Origin of the sequence: uncultured Anaerofustis sp., from assembly GCF_938029165.1 — a bacterium.
Lineage (GTDB): Bacteria > Bacillota > Clostridia > Eubacteriales > Anaerofustaceae > Anaerofustis.
Genome location: NZ_CALHFB010000011.1, coordinates 1 through 18,190 on the forward strand (window position 1 = coordinate 1; position 18,190 = coordinate 18,190).

Annotated in this window: 26 protein-coding genes; 17 read left to right on the forward strand and 9 right to left on the reverse strand. The window is 32.1% G+C overall.

All coding sequences use genetic code 11. The annotated features are described in order from the left end of the window. Positions 1 to 44: 44 nt before the first annotated feature. On the reverse strand, positions 45 to 1,037 hold the full coding sequence (locus tag Q0516_RS01615) for an isocitrate/isopropylmalate dehydrogenase family protein (protein WP_294468684.1): 993 nt from the start codon (positions 1,035 to 1,037) through the stop codon (positions 45 to 47). 291 nt (positions 1,038 to 1,328) lie between these two features. Between Q0516_RS01615 and Q0516_RS01620 the strand changes: the two genes are divergently transcribed. The 5 genes from Q0516_RS01620 (at position 1,329) to Q0516_RS01640 (ending at position 5,589) form a co-directional block, all read left to right on the forward strand. Next, positions 1,329 to 2,129, forward strand: coding sequence for an HAD family hydrolase (locus tag Q0516_RS01620; RefSeq protein ID WP_294468686.1), 801 nt, complete (start codon positions 1,329 to 1,331; stop codon positions 2,127 to 2,129). A gap of 173 nt (positions 2,130 to 2,302) precedes the next feature. After that, on the forward strand, positions 2,303 to 3,100 hold the full coding sequence (locus tag Q0516_RS01625; RefSeq protein ID WP_294468688.1) for a Cof-type HAD-IIB family hydrolase: 798 nt from the start codon (positions 2,303 to 2,305) through the stop codon (positions 3,098 to 3,100). A 3-nt stretch (positions 3,101 to 3,103) separates the two neighbouring features. Continuing rightward, entirely contained in the window at positions 3,104 to 3,901 is a 798-nt protein-coding gene (locus tag Q0516_RS01630; RefSeq protein ID WP_294468690.1) for an HAD hydrolase family protein, read from the forward strand. Then, complete coding sequence (locus Q0516_RS01635) at positions 3,898 to 4,701, forward strand: HAD family hydrolase (RefSeq protein ID WP_294468693.1); 804 nt, start codon at positions 3,898 to 3,900, stop codon at positions 4,699 to 4,701. Before Q0516_RS01630 ends, Q0516_RS01635 begins: the two co-directional genes overlap by 4 nt. A 75-nt stretch (positions 4,702 to 4,776) precedes the next feature. Then, positions 4,777 to 5,589, forward strand: coding sequence for an HAD-IIB family hydrolase (locus tag Q0516_RS01640; RefSeq protein WP_294468695.1), 813 nt, complete (start codon positions 4,777 to 4,779; stop codon positions 5,587 to 5,589). A gap of 60 nt (positions 5,590 to 5,649) precedes the next feature. Here the strand turns inward: Q0516_RS01640 and Q0516_RS01645 are convergent, their stop codons facing one another. The 6 genes from Q0516_RS01645 to Q0516_RS01670 form a co-directional block, all read right to left on the reverse strand. Then, entirely contained in the window at positions 5,650 to 6,093 is a 444-nt protein-coding gene (locus Q0516_RS01645; protein WP_257480748.1) for a hypothetical protein, read from the reverse strand. A 1-nt stretch (position 6,094) separates the two neighbouring features. Beyond that, a complete protein-coding gene (locus tag Q0516_RS01650) occupies positions 6,095 to 6,544 on the reverse strand; it encodes a LytTR family DNA-binding domain-containing protein (protein WP_294468698.1) in 450 nt (149 codons plus the stop codon). Positions 6,545 to 6,678: 134 nt separating this feature from the next. Then, positions 6,679 to 7,311 (reverse strand): SdpI family protein, encoded by a 633-nt coding sequence (locus tag Q0516_RS01655; RefSeq protein ID WP_294468699.1) that lies wholly within the window; start codon positions 7,309 to 7,311, stop codon positions 6,679 to 6,681. Then, complete coding sequence (locus Q0516_RS01660; RefSeq protein ID WP_294468701.1) at positions 7,295 to 7,579, reverse strand: autorepressor SdpR family transcription factor; 285 nt, start codon at positions 7,577 to 7,579, stop codon at positions 7,295 to 7,297. Before Q0516_RS01660 ends, Q0516_RS01655 begins: the two co-directional genes overlap by 17 nt. A gap of 75 nt (positions 7,580 to 7,654) precedes the next feature. After that, a complete protein-coding gene (locus Q0516_RS01665; RefSeq protein ID WP_257480752.1) occupies positions 7,655 to 8,278 on the reverse strand; it encodes a GNAT family N-acetyltransferase in 624 nt (207 codons plus the stop codon). 181 nt (positions 8,279 to 8,459) lie between these two features. Then, the gene (locus tag Q0516_RS01670; protein ID WP_294468702.1) at positions 8,460 to 8,966 is read right to left on the reverse strand and encodes a putative ABC transporter permease; all 507 of its coding nucleotides are present in this window, start codon (positions 8,964 to 8,966) and stop codon (positions 8,460 to 8,462) included. Between the two features lie 118 nt (positions 8,967 to 9,084). Between Q0516_RS01670 and Q0516_RS01675 the strand changes: the two genes are divergently transcribed. The 6 genes from Q0516_RS01675 to Q0516_RS01700 all read left to right on the forward strand — a co-directional run bounded on the left by Q0516_RS01675 (position 9,085) and on the right by Q0516_RS01700 (position 12,377). Beyond that, positions 9,085 to 9,687 carry an N-acetylmuramoyl-L-alanine amidase gene (locus tag Q0516_RS01675; RefSeq protein ID WP_257480756.1) on the forward strand — a complete coding sequence of 201 codons (603 nt, stop codon included), beginning with the start codon at positions 9,085 to 9,087 and terminating at the stop codon, positions 9,685 to 9,687. A 45-nt stretch (positions 9,688 to 9,732) separates the two neighbouring features. Further along, entirely contained in the window at positions 9,733 to 10,161 is a 429-nt protein-coding gene (locus Q0516_RS01680) for a hypothetical protein (RefSeq protein ID WP_294468706.1), read from the forward strand. Positions 10,162 to 10,640: 479 nt separating this feature from the next. After that, positions 10,641 to 11,138, forward strand: coding sequence for a M23 family metallopeptidase (locus tag Q0516_RS01685; protein WP_294468709.1), 498 nt, complete (start codon positions 10,641 to 10,643; stop codon positions 11,136 to 11,138). 188 nt (positions 11,139 to 11,326) lie between these two features. Continuing rightward, complete coding sequence (locus Q0516_RS01690; RefSeq protein ID WP_294468710.1) at positions 11,327 to 11,686, forward strand: DUF2089 domain-containing protein; 360 nt, start codon at positions 11,327 to 11,329, stop codon at positions 11,684 to 11,686. 25 nt (positions 11,687 to 11,711) lie between these two features. Beyond that, entirely contained in the window at positions 11,712 to 12,101 is a 390-nt protein-coding gene (locus Q0516_RS01695; RefSeq protein ID WP_257480760.1) for a hypothetical protein, read from the forward strand. A gap of 12 nt (positions 12,102 to 12,113) precedes the next feature. After that, positions 12,114 to 12,377, forward strand: coding sequence for a hypothetical protein (locus Q0516_RS01700; protein WP_257480761.1), 264 nt, complete (start codon positions 12,114 to 12,116; stop codon positions 12,375 to 12,377). 164 nt (positions 12,378 to 12,541) lie between these two features. On the opposite strand, the gene Q0516_RS01705 is transcribed toward Q0516_RS01700, so the two are convergent. Together Q0516_RS01705 and Q0516_RS01710 are read right to left on the reverse strand one after the other, a co-directional pair. Next, the gene (locus Q0516_RS01705; protein WP_257480762.1) at positions 12,542 to 13,150 is read right to left on the reverse strand and encodes a hypothetical protein; all 609 of its coding nucleotides are present in this window, start codon (positions 13,148 to 13,150) and stop codon (positions 12,542 to 12,544) included. A gap of 45 nt (positions 13,151 to 13,195) precedes the next feature. Then, positions 13,196 to 13,393 (reverse strand): hypothetical protein, encoded by a 198-nt coding sequence (locus Q0516_RS01710; protein ID WP_257480763.1) that lies wholly within the window; start codon positions 13,391 to 13,393, stop codon positions 13,196 to 13,198. 361 nt (positions 13,394 to 13,754) lie between these two features. On the opposite strand from Q0516_RS01710, the gene Q0516_RS01715 reads away from it, so the two are divergent. The 6 genes from Q0516_RS01715 to Q0516_RS01740 all read left to right on the forward strand — a co-directional run. Further along, positions 13,755 to 14,063: a hypothetical protein gene (locus Q0516_RS01715; RefSeq protein ID WP_294468714.1), complete on the forward strand. Its 309-nt coding sequence runs from the start codon at positions 13,755 to 13,757 to the stop codon at positions 14,061 to 14,063. Between the two features lie 10 nt (positions 14,064 to 14,073). Beyond that, a complete protein-coding gene (locus Q0516_RS01720) occupies positions 14,074 to 14,388 on the forward strand; it encodes a hypothetical protein (protein WP_294468715.1) in 315 nt (104 codons plus the stop codon). A gap of 87 nt (positions 14,389 to 14,475) precedes the next feature. After that, the gene (locus Q0516_RS01725; protein WP_294468718.1) at positions 14,476 to 15,207 is read left to right on the forward strand and encodes a hypothetical protein; all 732 of its coding nucleotides are present in this window, start codon (positions 14,476 to 14,478) and stop codon (positions 15,205 to 15,207) included. A 110-nt stretch (positions 15,208 to 15,317) separates the two neighbouring features. Continuing rightward, positions 15,318 to 16,754: a proline--tRNA ligase gene (gene proS, locus Q0516_RS01730; RefSeq protein ID WP_257480768.1), complete on the forward strand. Its 1,437-nt coding sequence runs from the start codon at positions 15,318 to 15,320 to the stop codon at positions 16,752 to 16,754. 16 nt (positions 16,755 to 16,770) lie between these two features. Further along, positions 16,771 to 17,994 (forward strand): tyrosine--tRNA ligase, encoded by a 1,224-nt coding sequence (tyrS, locus tag Q0516_RS01735; protein ID WP_294468719.1) that lies wholly within the window; start codon positions 16,771 to 16,773, stop codon positions 17,992 to 17,994. Between the two features lie 108 nt (positions 17,995 to 18,102). Further along, positions 18,103 to 18,190 (forward strand): GTP-binding protein (locus Q0516_RS01740; protein WP_294465629.1); only part of this gene is annotated, 88 nt, incomplete at its 3' end.

Here is an 18,190-nt window from a genome sequence, read left to right on the forward strand (position 1 = left end):
TATAAAATTTATTTTAGATAATCATATAAATAAAATATAAATATTTATATTTTTTCAATTACTTTCTTTGTAAATTCCTTAGTTCCCAGACTGCCTCCCAGGTCTTTTGTTAGGTATTTACCTTCTTTGATCAAACTTTCTATTGCATTTTCGATTTTTTTGGCTTCTTTTTTGTAACCTATATAATTAAGCATTTTTGCGCCTGCCAAAATACATGCGGTAGGGTTAGCGATATTTTTTCCCGCAATATCCGGTGCGGAACCATGGACCGCTTCAAATATTGCTCCGTCTTCACCAATATTCGAACCTGTGGTAAGTCCAAGACCTCCAATTAAACCCGCACATAAATCACTTACGATATCTCCGAATAGATTTGTAGCCAAAAGCACGTCATATTTTTCCGGATACATAACAAGGTTCATACACGCTGCATCTATTATTAAGTCATTAAGTTCGATTTCCGTATAATCCTTATGTACTTCATTTACTGCATCCAAGAATACTCTGTCTGTCAGTTTACATATATTTGCCTTATGTAAAGCCGTTACCATTTTTCTGTTTTCTCTTCTTGCAAGTTCGAAAGCATATGTGGAAATTCTTTTGCTTGCCTCTTTTGTTATAAGCCTTGTCGTTTCTGCTCCGCCTTCTATTTCCTTTTCAATTCCTGCATAAAGTCCTTCAGTATTTTCCCTTATTATTACAAGATCTATATCTTCATAGCGGTTTTTAAGACCTTCGTAAGTTTTAACTGGTCTTACATTTGCATATAGATTGAGTTCTTTTCTTAAAGTTACATTTACGCTTCTGAACCCTTTTCCTACGGGGGTGGTAACCGGACCTTTTAGAGCTACTTTATTTTTCTTTATACTGTCTATTACCTTTTTAGGAAGAGGTTCTCCGTATTTTTCTACTGCTTCAAGCCCAGCAATCTCTTCTTCAAAATTTATATCGGCTCCAGTTGCCTTTATTACTTCGACCGCACTTGACATTACTTCCTTGCCGATGCCGTCGCCATAAATTAATGTTACGTTTTTCATTTAATCTCTCCTTTTTTCAGATTAAAATCAATTATACTTTACTTAAGTAAAATACTCAATAGATATAAATTCTAAATTTTCAAAATATTTTATAATCTTTTGTAATTTAAGTTGTTATTATTTGACAATAGTAATGTTTCTATAGTAAAATTATAAAAGGTAATTAAGTTTGAAATAGATTATTAAATATAATTAAAAGAAATATAATGATTTTTAGTAGGTTTTTTATATTTTGACTATATTGATATTTAAATATAAAGTTCGTTTAAAATATATTTTAAGGAGGAGTTTATGGATTATAAACTACTGATTACTGATTTAGACGGGACTATGTTAAACAGTAATAGTGAAATCAGTAAAAAAAATCTTGAAGCGGTTCACGAACTTCAAAAGAGAGGTAAATTTATAAGTGTGGGCAGTGGCAGGCTCTATGTAGATGCGATAAAGTTTGCCAGACAGCTTGGATGTCAGAATAATTTTAATATTGCAAACGGCGGTCTTACGATTTTCAGAGAGGGAGAAGAAGAAGTGGTCGCTCACTTTGAAGAAAATTTCTTTAAAAGGATAGTTGATATACTTAGATATAACGATATTCCCTTTGTTGTTATGACCAGTGATCATGCAGGGTCTTTTTATGATAAAACCAGCGAAGAATTTGTACATAGGTGCAGAGAAATAAATCCCGATACTTCAATAGATTTTGTTGAGACGGATGTAAGAAATCTTAAAAATGTATTTAAAATAAGTTCTTCTTATAAGAATGTCGACCATATATTCTTACACAGAGAAATGGAGAGACTTCACAGCGATATAAGAGCGGATATTGCCGGGGAATATTTTATAGATCTATCACCCCGAGGTGTATCAAAGTGGAGCGGAGCTTTAAGAATAGCGAAGGAAATGGGTATATCTACAAAAGAAATCATTGCTGTGGGAGATCAGGAAAATGATATGCAGATAGTCGGGAATGTGGGGCTTGGTATTGCAATGAAGAATGCTGTAGACAGACTAAAAAATGTAGCAGATGTAGTTCTTCCATATACTAATGATGAAGACGGGCTATATCATTTGATTCACGAGTATATGCTTTAAAATTTACATAATTAAATAAAAAATAATATAAGTATATATTTATAATTAAGTAAGAAAGCATATAAAAATCTTTCAAGTATTTAAAATATAAGTGTTTATTTATATTATACATGAATATCTCAGGAAAAATTGCGGGGCATTTCCCCGCTTAGAAATAACATAAGGAGAGCATAATGAAATATAAATTGATTGTTATGGATGTAGATAATACTCTGCTTTGTACAGATAAGAGTGTTTCCCAAAAGAACGTAGAGGCTATAAGGAAATGTAAAGATAAAGGCGTAATGGTTTCTTTGGCAAGCGGAAGACCTGCCATAGATGTGCTTCATTATGCTAAAATGATAGGTATAGAGGATAATTATCATATTTCGGATAACGGCGCGGGTATATTTAAAGGTAATGATAGAAAGATAATAAAGACTTTTAACAGAGATTTTTATTTGAATTTGGTTGATAAATTAAAGGAAAAAGGAATTGAATGCGGAGTATTTTCAAGCGAAGACCTTGATTTTATATATGAAGAGGGAAGTGATGATATTGCTAAGAGTATAGATATCTATTTCCCTGTGACTAAAGCCAGGATAGGTGATATAAAAGATGTCGAGGGTGTATATAAAATAAGTACATATTTTAACGATGATGAAGAGTATGAATTCGTAAAGGGGCTTGAAAAGGAAAATGAAATGAGCGGGGTCATTCCGGATCCTCATTTTTTTGATATGATGCCATATGAGGTTACAAAGATAAAAGGTACTGAAGAAATTGCAAAAGAACTTGGTATTTCTATGGATGAAGTCATTGTAATGGGAGATCAGGAAAATGACTATACAAATATAAAAGGCGCAGGGCTTGGTATTGCCGTAGCTAATGCGACCGATGATGTCAAGGAAATTGCGGATGTGGTTTTAGAACAAAGCTGCAATGACGATGCAGTGGCATATGTTATAGATAAATACATATTGGGGGAATAGACTTTGAAGTATGAGCTTTTAGTAACCGACTTGGATGATACACTTTTAAAAGATGATGGAACCATATCAGAAAAGAATAAAAAGGCACTCAGGACTTTAATCGAAAAGGGCGGCAAAGTCGCCCTTGCCAGCGGAAGAGCCGAACCTACGATGGTCGATGTAATAAAAATGGTCGGTCTTGAAGACCAAAAACATCTGGCTCATAACGGGCTTTGTATTTTTGACCTTGACGGGTACGCAAAGTTTTCCGGATTTTTGCCTAAAAATGAAATTATCCGGATCCTCGATTTATTAGAAGAGAATAACATAGAAGCAAATGTATTTACGCCTGAGGGGATATATCATAACCATAGCTTTAAATTAGCCAAAGTAATGGATAAATACATCAAAGGTTATCCGATGATAGATATTGAATATACACCTTATGATGTAGAGGGGATATTCTTGATATACGGAATTATAAATAATGAAGAAGAGAGAGCTTTAATGCGTTCATGGTCGAGCGATGTGATAGAAACCGGAGAGGGAAACGGCTTTGTTATATTTTCTTTAAGAGGAGAAGGAAAGTATAAGGGAGCGAAGAGACTCGCCGAAGAATTTGGTATAGATGAAGAAAAAATAGTTTGTATCGGAGACGGAGGTAATGACCTTCAAATGCTTAGAGAAGCACCTCTTGGTATAGCGGTAAAAAATGCTGTAGAGGAAGCTAAAGAAGCTGCGAAAATAGTAATCGATAAGACAAACGAAGAAGACGCTATCAGTTATGTTATAGAAAAATATTTTTTAGGAGAAAAACTATGATAAAATTATTGGCTGTGGATTTAGACCATACACTTCTAAGAGACGGAAATATTATTTCAAACGAAGATAAAAAAGCTATTAAAGATTTGGAAGCCACAGGGGTTAAAATAGTCCTTGATTCGGGACGAAGCGAACCTACTATGAAAGATATGATTTATGAACTCGGGCTTGAAAAGTATAAACATGTCGGAGTAAACGGAGCTCTTTTAATGGATTATACGAATAAGAATAAATTCGTAAAGGCTATAGACCATGATACATATGTTGCTTTGATAGAAAGGCTCAGAAGAGAAAACAGAGAATTTTTCTGCTACTGTGACGGCGGGCTTATGTATGAGCATGTAGATAAATTAAGACCGCAGGTGGAATATTTCCATTCAAGCAAAGCTCTTATCAAGGGAGATGTAATGACAATTCCCGAATGTCCGAGAGTAAATACATATTACGGTGATGAAGAAGAGCTTAAATATGTAAGAAGTATCTGTCCCGAAGGATTATATTCAACTGCCAATAGCGGGATACTTGATTATATGCCAATAGGGCTCAATAAATTTTCAGGACTTAAACCTATACTTGAAGATTATAATATTTTGCCTGAAGAAGTGGCTTGTATCGGGGATCAGGAAAGCGATATCGATATGTTCAATGCCTGCGGAATGTCTTTTGCGGTAAGCAACTGTGATGATTTTGCAAGGGAAGCTGCGGACGTTGTACTTCCAAGAAGTCACAATGAAAATGGTGTTGCGTATGCGATTTATAAATACATATTAAAAGACGAAGAAAAATTAAAAGAAATATAGTAGAAAAATATATTTAAATTATATATAATAGCCATAGCTTTATGCTGTGGCTATAAGAATTTTGCGGAGGAAAAAATGATAAAATTATTTGCGGTAGATTTAGATGATACATTTTTAGATAAAAACGATAATATGTCAAAGGAAAATATAATTGCGGTAAAAAACCTCGTTGATGCGGGAGTAAAAGTAGTATTAAACTCCGGAAGAACAGAAGTTCTTATGAGAGAACATATACATGATTTGGGACTTGAAAATTTTAAACATGTTGCAATCAACGGCGCTTTGATACTTGATGTAAAAGGTGAAAATAAACTTATATCTACATTTGAAAGAAGTTCATACGAAAATTTCATAAAAGAGTTAAGAGCTGAAAACAGGGGGTTCTTCTGTTATCATGAAAATGGGATTATGTATGAGAATGCAGACGACAAATTAATACGTCATATTGAAAGATTTCATACTTTAAAGAAAGCCCGTGAAGGAGATACTTTATCTCTTGAGAAATGCTGCAGGGTAGCGGTTGTAAGAGAAAATGAGGAAGATGTACCTCATTTGAGAGCGCTTGCCCCTAAGGGAGTATATACCACCGCAAGACCTTACGGAGAGTGTGTAAGTTATATGCCCGACGGACTAAATAAAGCAAACGGACTTAAAGTAATTATGGACGAATATGGTATAACAAAGGATGAAGTTGCAAGTATCGGAGATCAGGAAGTAGATACATATATGTTTGACATTTCAAAGTATGGAATTGCGGTTAAAAACAGCGATAATAAAACAAAAGAAGTGGCTGATATAGTTCTTCCGAGGACAAATAATGAAAATGCATTTGCATATGCTGCATATAAATATATTTTAAAGGATGAAGATAAATTAAAGTATATATAATTATGGTTTAAAACAAGGGGCACTACGCCTGCCTTCGGCAGATTTTGCGCCCTTTGTTTTTTATTTACTCTGGAACTTTTTAAGCGCAGCATTTAATTCTTTGGTGTCATATTTGGCTTTTATTTCCAAAGCCAGCCAAACTACAAATATTGATATTAAAACTACTAAGTAGAATAAGATCTTGCACCATATTTTTACTTGACTGAACCAGCCAAATAACTCACAAAATCCGATGGTGATTATTAACATCAATATGCCCCATATCATTGCTCTTTTTCCTGATATTTTATCTTCAGGTACGATTATTTCCTGAGAAAATCCTATTAATGCAGCACATATCAGCATTTGAAAAGCGGTCATAAAATCAAGCGATGAATTTGAAATACCGTTTGATAAAGCACTCAGTACTAAATAAAAGAGTACAAATGTACTGAAGTAAATGCCTGTCATGGATTTTGCATTGTATAAAAACATAAGTTCTTTTCTTCTGTTATTATTTTTCATTTTAATTTTCTCCTTTCAAAATTCCAAGGCTTTCTTTAAGTCTGAAATTATAATGTCTCGATACTATTAATTGTTCATCGCTTTTAAGCGTAAGTTTTATCTTTGAATTAATTAATGCTTTAAGACTTTTTATATAATAAATGTTTACTATTTGGGACTTATTTATCCTTGTAAATCCAAATGACATATATTTCGTCTCCAATTCCATTAAAGAATAATTTATTTCCATCACATTGTCTTTTGTGTATATAAATGTTTTCCCCTCAATAGTTTCAATGTAGTATATTTCATTCGGCTCTGTCATATATATACCTTCATCGGTCTTTGCGGGTATCTTAAAGCTTCGCTCCTTTAGAAGCTCAAGTATCTCAAGCATTTCTTCATCTAAATTTTTACACTTTAGGATTATCTCATTTTCACCTTCTTTGATATGTTCAACTGTTATTTTCAATGTCCTATCCTCCTTAGATTGCAGAATACTATAAACTATCTATTTATTCAATATGATGTATTCTAAGTTACATAAAATAAATGTCAAGCTGCATAGATAAAAAGAGAGCGGATACTCCGCTCTCTTTTTATTTATTAAATTCCTTTTTTGTATAGAATGAAGGAATACATCATTGGGATTAATAAAACTGCAAAAATCGTAATCATGGTAATGAGTCCGCCAAAATTAAAGAATGCACCCGCTATTTGTATCAATCCGAATAATACAAATACTATACCACCGAGCCTATGTGTCTTGTTCCAGTTTTCTTCACTGTTAAGTGTCCAAGGCAGTTTTATACCTATAGTATAGTTTTGTTTGCACTTTGGAAGATAATTACCGATAACTATAAATAGTATACCGATAAAACACAATATCCATGTAGAAACATTGATATTAACATTAAGTGCAGCAGCTATAGATAATCCTGTAACTATAGTCATTAAAACAGGAATGAGCCATCTTACAAGGGAAAACATTATCTTGGGAGAGTTTGCTCTTTTAGGATCATTTTGGATAACGATATTTACAAATAGGTGCAGTGCCATGAATAATAAAGGCATTACAAAAGTGAAAAATACTTTTGATGAATATCCGTTTGCTTCACCATTCCAACCAAAATGGGTAGGGACCTGCTCGGGTAATTTGTTATAAAATAAAAGTGCGATGACCATAGGTATGAAGCACGCTATTGTTGATACTATAAGTTCCTTATTTATCTTTTTCATTTTCTTCTCCTCCGCCGAACTGGGATAGCCATAACATCAATTCTTCAAATACCGAAGTATTTATGTCATAGTATATAAAATTTTTATATTTCGTTTCGTATATAAGTCCTGCATCTTTTAGCTTCGACAGGTGATATGATACAGTTGCATTCGTCATATCAAACTTATCGGATATATCTCCCGCGGACATCCTTCCACATTTAAGCATTGTAAGTATATCTCTTCTTATTGGATCCGACAGTGCTTTAAGAGTATCCCCGAAACTCATATAATCATCTCCTTATAATCTATTTAGAAAATTTTCTAAATAGATTATATTACTGTTACGGTGGAAAGTCAACAACTATTTAGATAAATTTCTAAATAGTTGTTCGTTTATTGCTTCTTCATATTTCTCAAATATTTTATTTATTTTTTCCTTATTTATTTTGCCAATACGTATTAATTCTTCCGGAGTGGGTTCAAAATCTCCTATCTCCAAACTGTACCAAGCTGTATCGTACCATTTGCCTTCTTTAAAGCCGCTGTTTTTAAAAAAGCCTATTTCTTTGAAGCCTAATTTATTGTGGAAATCACTGCTTTTAAGCGTAGGATGAACTGTTATACAAGCATATAAAATTTTAAGGTTTTGTAATTTTAATATATCTATAAGAGCCATATATAAATTTTTTCCTATATGTTTACCTTTATATCCATCTTTTATATATATGGATATTTCGGCAGTATAATCATATGCTTTTCTGTTTTTATATTGACTTGCATAAGCATATCCTATTATTTTATCGTTTATTGTACATACCAAATATGGATATTTCTTTTTTGTTTCAATAATCCTATTTTTAAATTCTTCCTCATCGGGTCTGTCATATTCGAATGTTATCGGTGTATTCAATATATATGGAGTATATATATCTAAAATTTCATTGCTGTCATTTTCTTCTGCAAACCTTATTTTTATTTTATCCATTATATGTCTCCTAAAATAATATTTATTTTGTTTTTAAGTATAATAAAAACTTGGTATAGAAGATATTTTATCATAATTTGTTTATTAGTTTTAATAAAATGTTAGAATAAATGAATTATCAAATAAAAAGAAATCATAATAATATAAAATAAAAAAAAGAGTAAGTTTTTAATTTACTCTTTTAATGATAAAGATTATATAGGCTCATCCCTATGTCTATCATTAATATCCCGGTCATAGTATACACCGCGTAGATAATCGATCTGTTTGAAAAATTATCATAAACCAGTTCAACTAAGTTAGGATGTATGAAATTAACGAGGATTACTCCAAATAGCCCAAATACAGTAAAGCCCAGCAAACATACTCTGCCGTTAATATTAAACAAATTATCGGAATAGTCCCAATAATGTTTATTGAATATCTTTTCTAATAAATAAGAAGTAAAATATTCCAGGGTGCATGCCAGAAGCCCAACGAGGAAAAATAAAGGAAGAGTATCTATATGTGTATCGTAGAATACTATGATTATTAATGCACATCCAAAACCGTATATGGGTCTTAGCGGACCATATAAAAATCCTTTAGTGTTTATCGGGACTTTGTTTACAATATTTATTGCTGTTTCGTATATATATCCGAAAAAACTGTATATAAAAATAAAAAGTATTAAAATATAAATGCTCATGATTTTCCTTTTTATTTTTATTTTTTGTTATTACTTTGATTAACATACTATAAATTTAACGAATTAATGATTTTTTTCATATTATATTATGAATATTATTAATTTAGGAGGAAATTTTATGGTAGATGTATATATATCACCTTCCGTTCAGCATTTTAATTTAGGACAGCAGGGATACGGAAGCGAAGAAGCAAGAATGAATGAAGTCGCGGATGTTGTTGAGTATGAACTAAACAGACACGGGCTTGTGACTGCGAGGAATAATCCAAGCATGACTTTGGCACAAGTTGTAGAGGATTCTAATAATGTAAATCCCAGGGTACATGTTGCCCTTCATTCAAATGCGGCTAACGGAGAAGCGAGAGGAGCGGAAATTTATACTCATCGTTTTGGAGGAGAAGGAGAAGCACTTGCAAGAGATATTTATCCTTATTTGGAAGCGCTTACTCCTACGGAAGATTTAGGTGTAAAAGAGGGAAGGCTTTCTTTCGGGGGAAAAGGTATGTATGAACTTAAGAATACCAATGCTCCCGCAGTATTAGCTGAGATCGCATTTCATGATAATCCTGAGGATAGTGATTTTGTCATTAATAATGTATATGAATATGGCAGAGATATTTCAAAGGGAATACTTGATTACTTCGGAATTCCATACAATGAAGACAGCGAGGAAAATATATCATATTTAAAAAACAGATATAACGGAAATTATTTTGAATAAAAAAAGTCCTTTTTTAAAATAATAAAATAAAAAAGGATAATTGAAATGGATAATAGTATTAGATTATTGGAGTTTATATTTAAAAATGCCAAAATGGGAAGTGAAACCATAGAGGATTTAATTGATATCAATGAAGATCTAAAATTTAGAGATGAACTTGTTTATGAAAAAGAAACTTATGACGACTTTGTGAGTAAAGTAAATAAGATTATGAAAAAAATGGGCAAAGAAGCAAAGGATCTATCCTTCTTTACTGAAATGCAAAGTTATTTAATGATAAAAATGGAAACATTAAAAGATAAATCTTCAGAGCATATCGCGGGAATGCTTATGCAGGGCAGTACTATGGGCATCGTTCAAATAACAAAGAAATTAAGAGAATATGAAGACAGCGATAAAGAAGTCGTAAAACTTGCAAAGAGACTTCTTGAAATCGAAGAAAAAAACTTTTATGAACTTAAAAAGTATCTATAAAAAAATGAGCTATTTATTTAGCTCATTTTTTTAGTTAATATTAATGATTTTTGAACCTTTTTATTATTTTAAAATTATTATATTTAAGTTATTTTATATTTATTGTATGGTGTAGATTTACATAATAAAATAATTTACGCTTTTATTGTTTTATATTTAATACTTTAATATCAATAAATAAAATTTTTTGTCTGTAATATAATATTAACATGATTTACTTTTGATGTCGGTGCATTAAAATGAAGTTTAATGCCGTTAAAATTTATTAATAACTTATCAGCTTTAATATTATATAAAAGTATTTTTTCTTTAATAATCAGATTTTCATATTTTTATGGATAAGCTCATATATTAAAAAGATGAAAAGAAAAAAGTTAAATAGGAAAAACAGAATATTATATAAAAATTTATTTTTTGTTATTTTAAATATTATATTTGTGTTTATAACTATTTGGGGTTATGGCTTTAAATTTCAGGATATGTTTTACTTATTTAATAATGAATTTATAGTATCAGATAATAACTCCAAGATCACAAAATATAAAAACGAATCCAGCGGCTTTATAAAGCCTGTAGAGGGTACGATAACCAGTCCTTTTTCTTATAGGATACATCCTATATATAAAAAGAAGAAAATGCATTCGGGGATTGATATCGGTGCAAAATGGCATGATAAAATCAAGGCTGCAGCTGACGGAACGATAGTTGAAACCGGACTTGATAAAGGCGGATATGGAAATTACATAAAGATAAAACACAAATATGATATACATACTTTCTATGCTCATCTTTCAAAAGTGTATGTTAAAAAGGGGCAGAAAGTAAAACAGGGAGATGTGATAGGAAGAGAGGGAGGAGATCCTCTAAAAGACAAAAATCCGGGTTCTACTACGGGACATCACCTACATTTTGAAGTCAGGACATCTACTGATGTAAAGGACGTTATAAATCCTTTGATATTTGTAGATTACAAGTAGATTAAAAAGGCAGAGTAGATTTATACTCTGTCTTTTTATTATAAAGATTGAGGTTATAGTCTGGAATAATTAAATATTTAAAGATATAAATTAATATATTTAATAATTAAATTAAAAATATTAATATATGTGTTGACATTTTTAATATTTTATATTATATTTGTTTTAAAGAGAAAGGGCGTGAGTGTATGAATAAAGTTATAAGCCGCTGTCCGGTATGTAATAGCGAACTGACTGTTGCAAGACTTAAATGCGATTCCTGCGATACGGTAATAGAAAATAGTTTCAGGCTCAGTAAATTTGATTATCTTTGTGATGAAGATTTATATTTTGCGGAAACTTTTATAAGATGCAGGGGAAATATCAAAGAAGTTGAAAAAGAACTCGGTATATCATATCCAACCGTTCGTGCAAAATTGGATGCGGTAATAAATAAACTCGGATATGAAACCGAAATTGATGAAGTGTCGGCAAAGAAAGAAGAAGTATTAAGAGCACTTGAAAATGGAGAAATAACAGCTGAACAAGCAATTGAACAGTTAAAATAATTTAATATAATTAAGGAGTTAAATCATGGACGAAAAATTAAGGATTTTAAAAATGATAGAAGAAGGAACTATTACAGCAGAACAAGGCGCGGAGCTTATGTCAGCTTTAAATGTAGATGAACAAACACAGCGTAATGAAGTAGTAAAAAGCAGCTATGACAAAAAGATGTTTAGAATTATAGTTGACAGCAGTGCCGGCGGAGATAAAGTAAAAATACAATTCCCTGTTGGTGCAATCAAGAAAATTTTAAAAGTGACAGGGAAATTACCTATACCCGAACAGGAACTTGAGGGATTTGACCTTTCCGGTATGATGGATGCCGTTTGCGAATGTTTGGATGATGAAATAGAAGGCGACCTTATCAATGTGGATGCCTCTGACGGAACAACCGTGAGAATATTCGTTGATAAGTAAATTTTATAAAATATGAAAGTAAAAATCATAACAAAAGGTTTTCATTTTTCTTTGCCTGTTCCCATTGGCATGGCAGGAATTGCAGTTAAGATGATACCGGATAAAATGTTTGAGGAAATGAGAGCCGGTACTCCCAAACCTTATGATGAACTGGTCACTAAAGAAACTATTAACTTGATAGTAAAAGAATGTATGGATATTTTAAAGGAAAATAAGGGGTTGGAAGTTGTTCATGTTGAAGCCTCGGACGGTACGTTTGTTTCCATAAAATTATAATTATACAGTGATTACTATTTGGGATTAAAAGCTGAAATGGTAATCACTTTTTTATTTAATATTCAAGGTAATTATAAGAATATATTATATAACGAAGTAAAATCGAATATTTATTATATTTGATTTAATAATAAAAAAGACATTGTGATTATTGACAATGTCTTTTATGATAGTAAATCTACAAGTTCTAAAATATCGTTATAGCTTTTATCTTCTTTTAGATTTCTTCTATGATTTATCTCTTTTTCTGTTTTTATTATTTCGTTATGCTCTTTTTTCTCATTATGTTCTGCTTTTATTTCTTCTTTTCTTTCGCTTGATGCCGGTTTTGCATTAAATATATCTTTCATTTCATTCATTCCGCTAAGTAACGGAAGCATATTTATCATTGATTCTATATTTTTGTAATTATCTCCCAGCCCGTGCTTCAAATTATCCATTAAGAATTTATTTGTTCCCTTTTTTCCGTCTTTTTTTATTCCTACTGCCCTGTTTTTTATTCTTTCTGCATGAGAAAAGTATTCGTCAACATATTTCAACCTTTTTCTCGCATTATGTATATTAAAATTACTATTAAATAACTGCTTATTTAACAAAGCTTTTTTATGTTCGATGTTTTCTTTTTCTAAAGTGTCTGATTCATCGGCGTTTTCACCGTCCGTTATGGTGTAATTTGCTTTTACATATGGGCTGTTATCATTACTACTAAATAGATTATATACCAAATATATCAGTAGTATTTCATTTAGGGATATGTTTCTAAATATATCCATTTTTGTAATCTCCTTTAATTAAAGGGGCCGAGGCCCCTTTTTTTATTAGCATTCGTCGTCACAGAAAAGTAAGAACACTACTAAGATAATAAGGATTATATTATTGCCGTCGAATAAACCGTTTAGAAATCCGCCGCCGCATCCGCAGTCGTCGTTACTGCCAAAAAGTAATAATACCGCCAAAACGATAAGTATGATCATACTATCGTCGTCACATAAACAATCTAAAAAATTGCCTTTCATAAAGAAGTACCTCCCTAGGGTAAATTTGTAAAATATTTTACGTTTATATCAAAGTCTTAAAATTAAAATTATTCAGTGAAAAGAACAACTAATAATAAGAAGAAGAATAATAAGCTGCAAGAATCTTCTTCGCCGAAGATATCACAACCGTCAAATAACACTACTAAAAGTAGGAAAAACATCAATAAACATTCACAAGAACAGTCATCTAAAAAATTACACATATAAGTTACCTCCAAGTAATAGATTTTAATAGGTGCTTTTTTTATTTTTTAAGCCCCTAGTTCATAGTACGCACCAAGGGGTATTTGTGTGATGAAATAATTTATTTATTTCAATTTAAATATAAGGAGGTAATTTAGTGAAGGAAAAAGACATTTCTAAAATGGTAAATATGGCAAGCGGTCTGAATATCAATGAGGACTCGGTGGAAAAACTCAAGGATGTTGCAAGTAAAAAGGGGGTTATGGAAAAAGCTGAGGCTTTGGAACAGGAATATGCACCTAAGTTTCAGGAGTTTATGAGAGATCATGGAGATCTTGCACATCTAAATAACGAAGAAAAAGCAAGAGTGATACTGGAGTATAAAGAAAAGCTTCCCATTGAAGAACAAAAACAGTTTGATAAAGTATTGGATATGCTTAAATCATATGTAAAAAAAGTAAAATAAGGTGATAAATATGGCTCGGGGTAAAAGGCTTAAAAGAAAAAAGCTAAAAGAAGAAAACCTAAACAATAACAAAGATACGTTAAAAGAAAAGCAGAAAACTGATAATAAAAATGCAGTAACAAAAAAAGAAAAATCTGCACATAATAGAAGAAAAAGGAGAAGAAGAATGGAAGATAAAAAAATACTTATTTATAATGACGATACTGTCAAAGAAGTCGTAGTGGAAAACGAACATAAGAATATAGAATCTGAGGCTAACGAAATTCCTCAGAGAGCAAAGGATTATATAACCGAAGATGAATTTTTAAAAGGAGAGGGCTTTTAGTCCTCTCCTTTTTTATTTACATATAAAATTTATTTTAGATATGTTAAAATGATTATATATTAATAAATTAGAAGTCAAGGTGAAGTCATGAAGTATTCTATAAAATATAAGATAAAAATAGGAGAACCTATTCTCCCTGAGAATAATGAGCCTTTCAATATTCCTATAAATATAAGCTTGGAAAACTGTTTTGAAAAGAGAGGAAAAACAGAGCCTTGGATAAGCGGTCTGTTTTATTATTTCAATGATGTAAAGATAAAGTCATCTTTAAACGGTGATGATGATTTGTGGAATATTATTTATACGATTGGAAAAGATGATATGTATTACTGTGCTAAAATCTTCAAGTGGCTTAGTATTTATTTCCCATATGTAAATGAGAATGCGGATGACTATTATGATGAAATGGATTCATGTATGCTTTGCTGGTTTTCCGATGATTACTATGAGGGTATGTCCTCAGTGCTAAAAGAAGATGAAGAATTTATAAATTATTTATTTGGAGAATTTCCCGCAGCAAATTATGGTTTTATAGACTTTATTAAAAGCACTAGAAAAAACAATGATTTTGAGCTGTTTAAAAAATGTTTCGATAATATAACCAAAAATGAATATACAAGGGATAGTCATTTGATTACATATGAAGATTTATTAAGAGAAGTAATACCAAAGAAAAAACATGTAAAAAAAGAAAAAATATCTTATCCTTCTGCCTTTTATAGTTATTTTAATCAAATGATTTCTATATCGGATAATGATAAGGTAAAGAAGAAACTATATAAAAGGCTTGAAAAATGGAATAGTGCATTTAATGATTGAAAGCTTATTATGATAAGCTTTTTTTATTTATTTTACCAATAAATATGAAAAATATATAAAGTTATGATATAATATTAAATTGATTAAAATTATATTTAGGAGAAGAAGAAATGGGTAAGAAAAAGAAAGTTCAAGCTATAACTCCGATGGGTGAAGACTTTGCTCGTTGGTACACAGATGTAATAACTAAAACAGAGATGGTAGATTACGCCCCCGTTAAGGGATTTATGGTTATTCGTCCGTATGGTTATGCACTTTGGGAAAATATTCAAGCGGCATTTGATAAAAGATTTAAAGAGACCGGACATCAAAATATGTATTTCCCGCTACTTATCCCGGAAAGCTTTTTAAATAAAGAAAAAGAACATGTTGAAGGTTTTGCTCCCGAAGTTGCTTGGGTAACCCATGGGGGAGAAAACGAACTTGCGGAAAGGCTTTGCATAAGACCGACAAGCGAAACCATTATATGCAGTATGTATGCAAAATGGCTGAAGTCTTATAGACAGCTTCCATTTTTATATAATCAATGGGCAAACGTCGTAAGATGGGAAAAAACAACGAGACCGTTCCTCAGAACAAGCGAATTTTTATGGCAGGAAGGTCATACCGTTCACGCAACATTTGAAGAAGCACAGGAAGAGACTCTTCAGATGATAGAGATTTACAGAGAGATATGTGAAGATTATCTTGCAATGCCTGTAGTTGTAGGTCAAAAGTCGGAAAAGGAAAAATTCGCCGGAGCTCATGCTACTTATACCATAGAAGCATTGATGCATGACGGTCAAGCTCTTCAAAGCGGTACAAGCCATAATTTAGCTGACCACTTTGCAAAGGCATTCGGAATCAAATTCTTAAATAAAGAAGAAAAAGAACAGTATGCTTATTCTACATCTTGGGGTGTGTCAACGAGACTTATCGGAGGGATCATAATGGTACACGGAGATGACTACGGTCTTGTGTTCCCTCCTAAAATCGCACCTACTCAAGTTGTTATAATCCCTATTGCACAGCATAAGGAAGGTGTGCTTGATAAAGCTAATGAACTTAAGAATAAATTAAGTGATTTAAGGGTATTATTAGATGATAATGAGGCTTATTCACCGGGATGGAAATTCAATCAGTGGGAAATGAAGGGTGTTCCCGTAAGGATTGAAATCGGACCTAAAGATATTGAAAACGGTCAGTGTGTAATAGCCAGAAGAGATACTTCTGAAAAAATAAGTGTAAGCTTAGATGAAGTTGAAAATAAAGTCAAAGAATTATTGGATGAGATACAATCTAATATGTATAATAAAGCCCTTAAGCACAGAGAAGAACATACAAAAGCAGCCAAAGATATGGATGAATTCAAGAAAGTTCAAAGTGAATCACTTGGATTTGTCAAGGCTATGTGGTGCGGATGCACCGAGTGTGAAGAAAAAATAAAAGAAGAAACCGGTGCAACACTTAGATGTGTACCGTTTAAGCAAGAAGATATCGGAAGTGATACTTGTGTATACTGCGGTAAAAAAGCAGATAAACTTGCATACTTTGCAAGAGCATACTAATTAGGAGAGAGAATAGATGACTGTTTACGAAGAACTGGTTAAAAGAGGACTCATTGCTCAAGTAACAGATGAAGAAGAAATAAAAGAACTTATTAATAACGGTAAAGCAACATTTTATATCGGATTTGACCCTACTGCCGACAGTCTTCACGTTGGTCACTTTATGGCATTATGTTTAATGAAGAGACTTCAAATGGCAGGTAATAAACCTATAGCACTCGTTGGCGGCGGTACCGGTATGATAGGTGATCCGTCGGGAAGAACCGATTTAAGGCAAATGATGACCGTTGAAACAATAAATGAAAACTGCGAAAGATTTAAAGAACAAATGAGCAGGTTTATTGATTTTTCCGAGGGTAAAGCATTAATGGTAAATAATGCAGACTGGCTTAGGGATCTTAATTATATAGATTTTATCAGAGATATAGGTTCTCATTTCAGTGTTAACAGAATGCTTACATTCGAATGTTACAAGCAAAGAATGGAAAAAGGACTCAGTTTCCTTGAGTTTAACTACATGATAATGCAAAGCTATGACTTTTACAGATTGTATAAAGATTATGGCTGTAACATGCAGTTTGGCGGAGACGACCAGTGGAGCAATATGCTTGGCGGTACAGAGCTTATAAGGAGGAAGCTGGGCAAGGATGCTTATGCCATGACAATTACACTTCTTCTTAATTCCGAAGGCAAGAAAATGGGAAAGACGGCGTCAGGGGCTGTTTGGCTTGATCCAAATAAGACTTCACCATTTGATTTTTATCAGTACTGGAGAAATGTAGGAGATGAAGATGTAATCAAATGTCTTAAAATGCTGACTTTCCTACCATTGGAAGAGATAGAAAAAATGGAAAAATGGGAAGGCAGTGAGCTAAATAAAGCAAAAGAAATCCTAGCTTACGAACTTACCGAACTTGTTCACGGTGAGGATGAAGCAAATAAAGCGAAAGAGGCTGCGTCAGCACTGTTTAAAGGTAAGGGAAGCAAAGAAAATATGCCTTCTACCGATATAGAAAAATCAGAAATAAATGAAGGTATATCCCTGCTTGATTTAATGCTTAAGGCTGAACTCATACCTTCAAAGAGCGAAGGAAGAAGACTTGTAAAACAAGGCGGAGTAAGCGTCGATGATATAAAAATAACCGATGTGAATAAAATGATTACATTGAAAGATTTTAACGAAAATGAAATCATTATCAAAAAAGGAAAAAAGGTATATCATAAAATAAATATTGTTTAATAAACGTTGACATGGTTAATAATATTTAGTATTATTTATTTGATGTAAATAGGCTATTTAAAAGTACAATAAGAGAATATAAAAGTTTGATAAGGAGAAAGAAAAGAAATGGCAAGAGAAAAATATGAAAGAACGAAACCGCATGTAAATATCGGAACGATCGGACACGTAGACCACGGAAAGACAACATTGACAG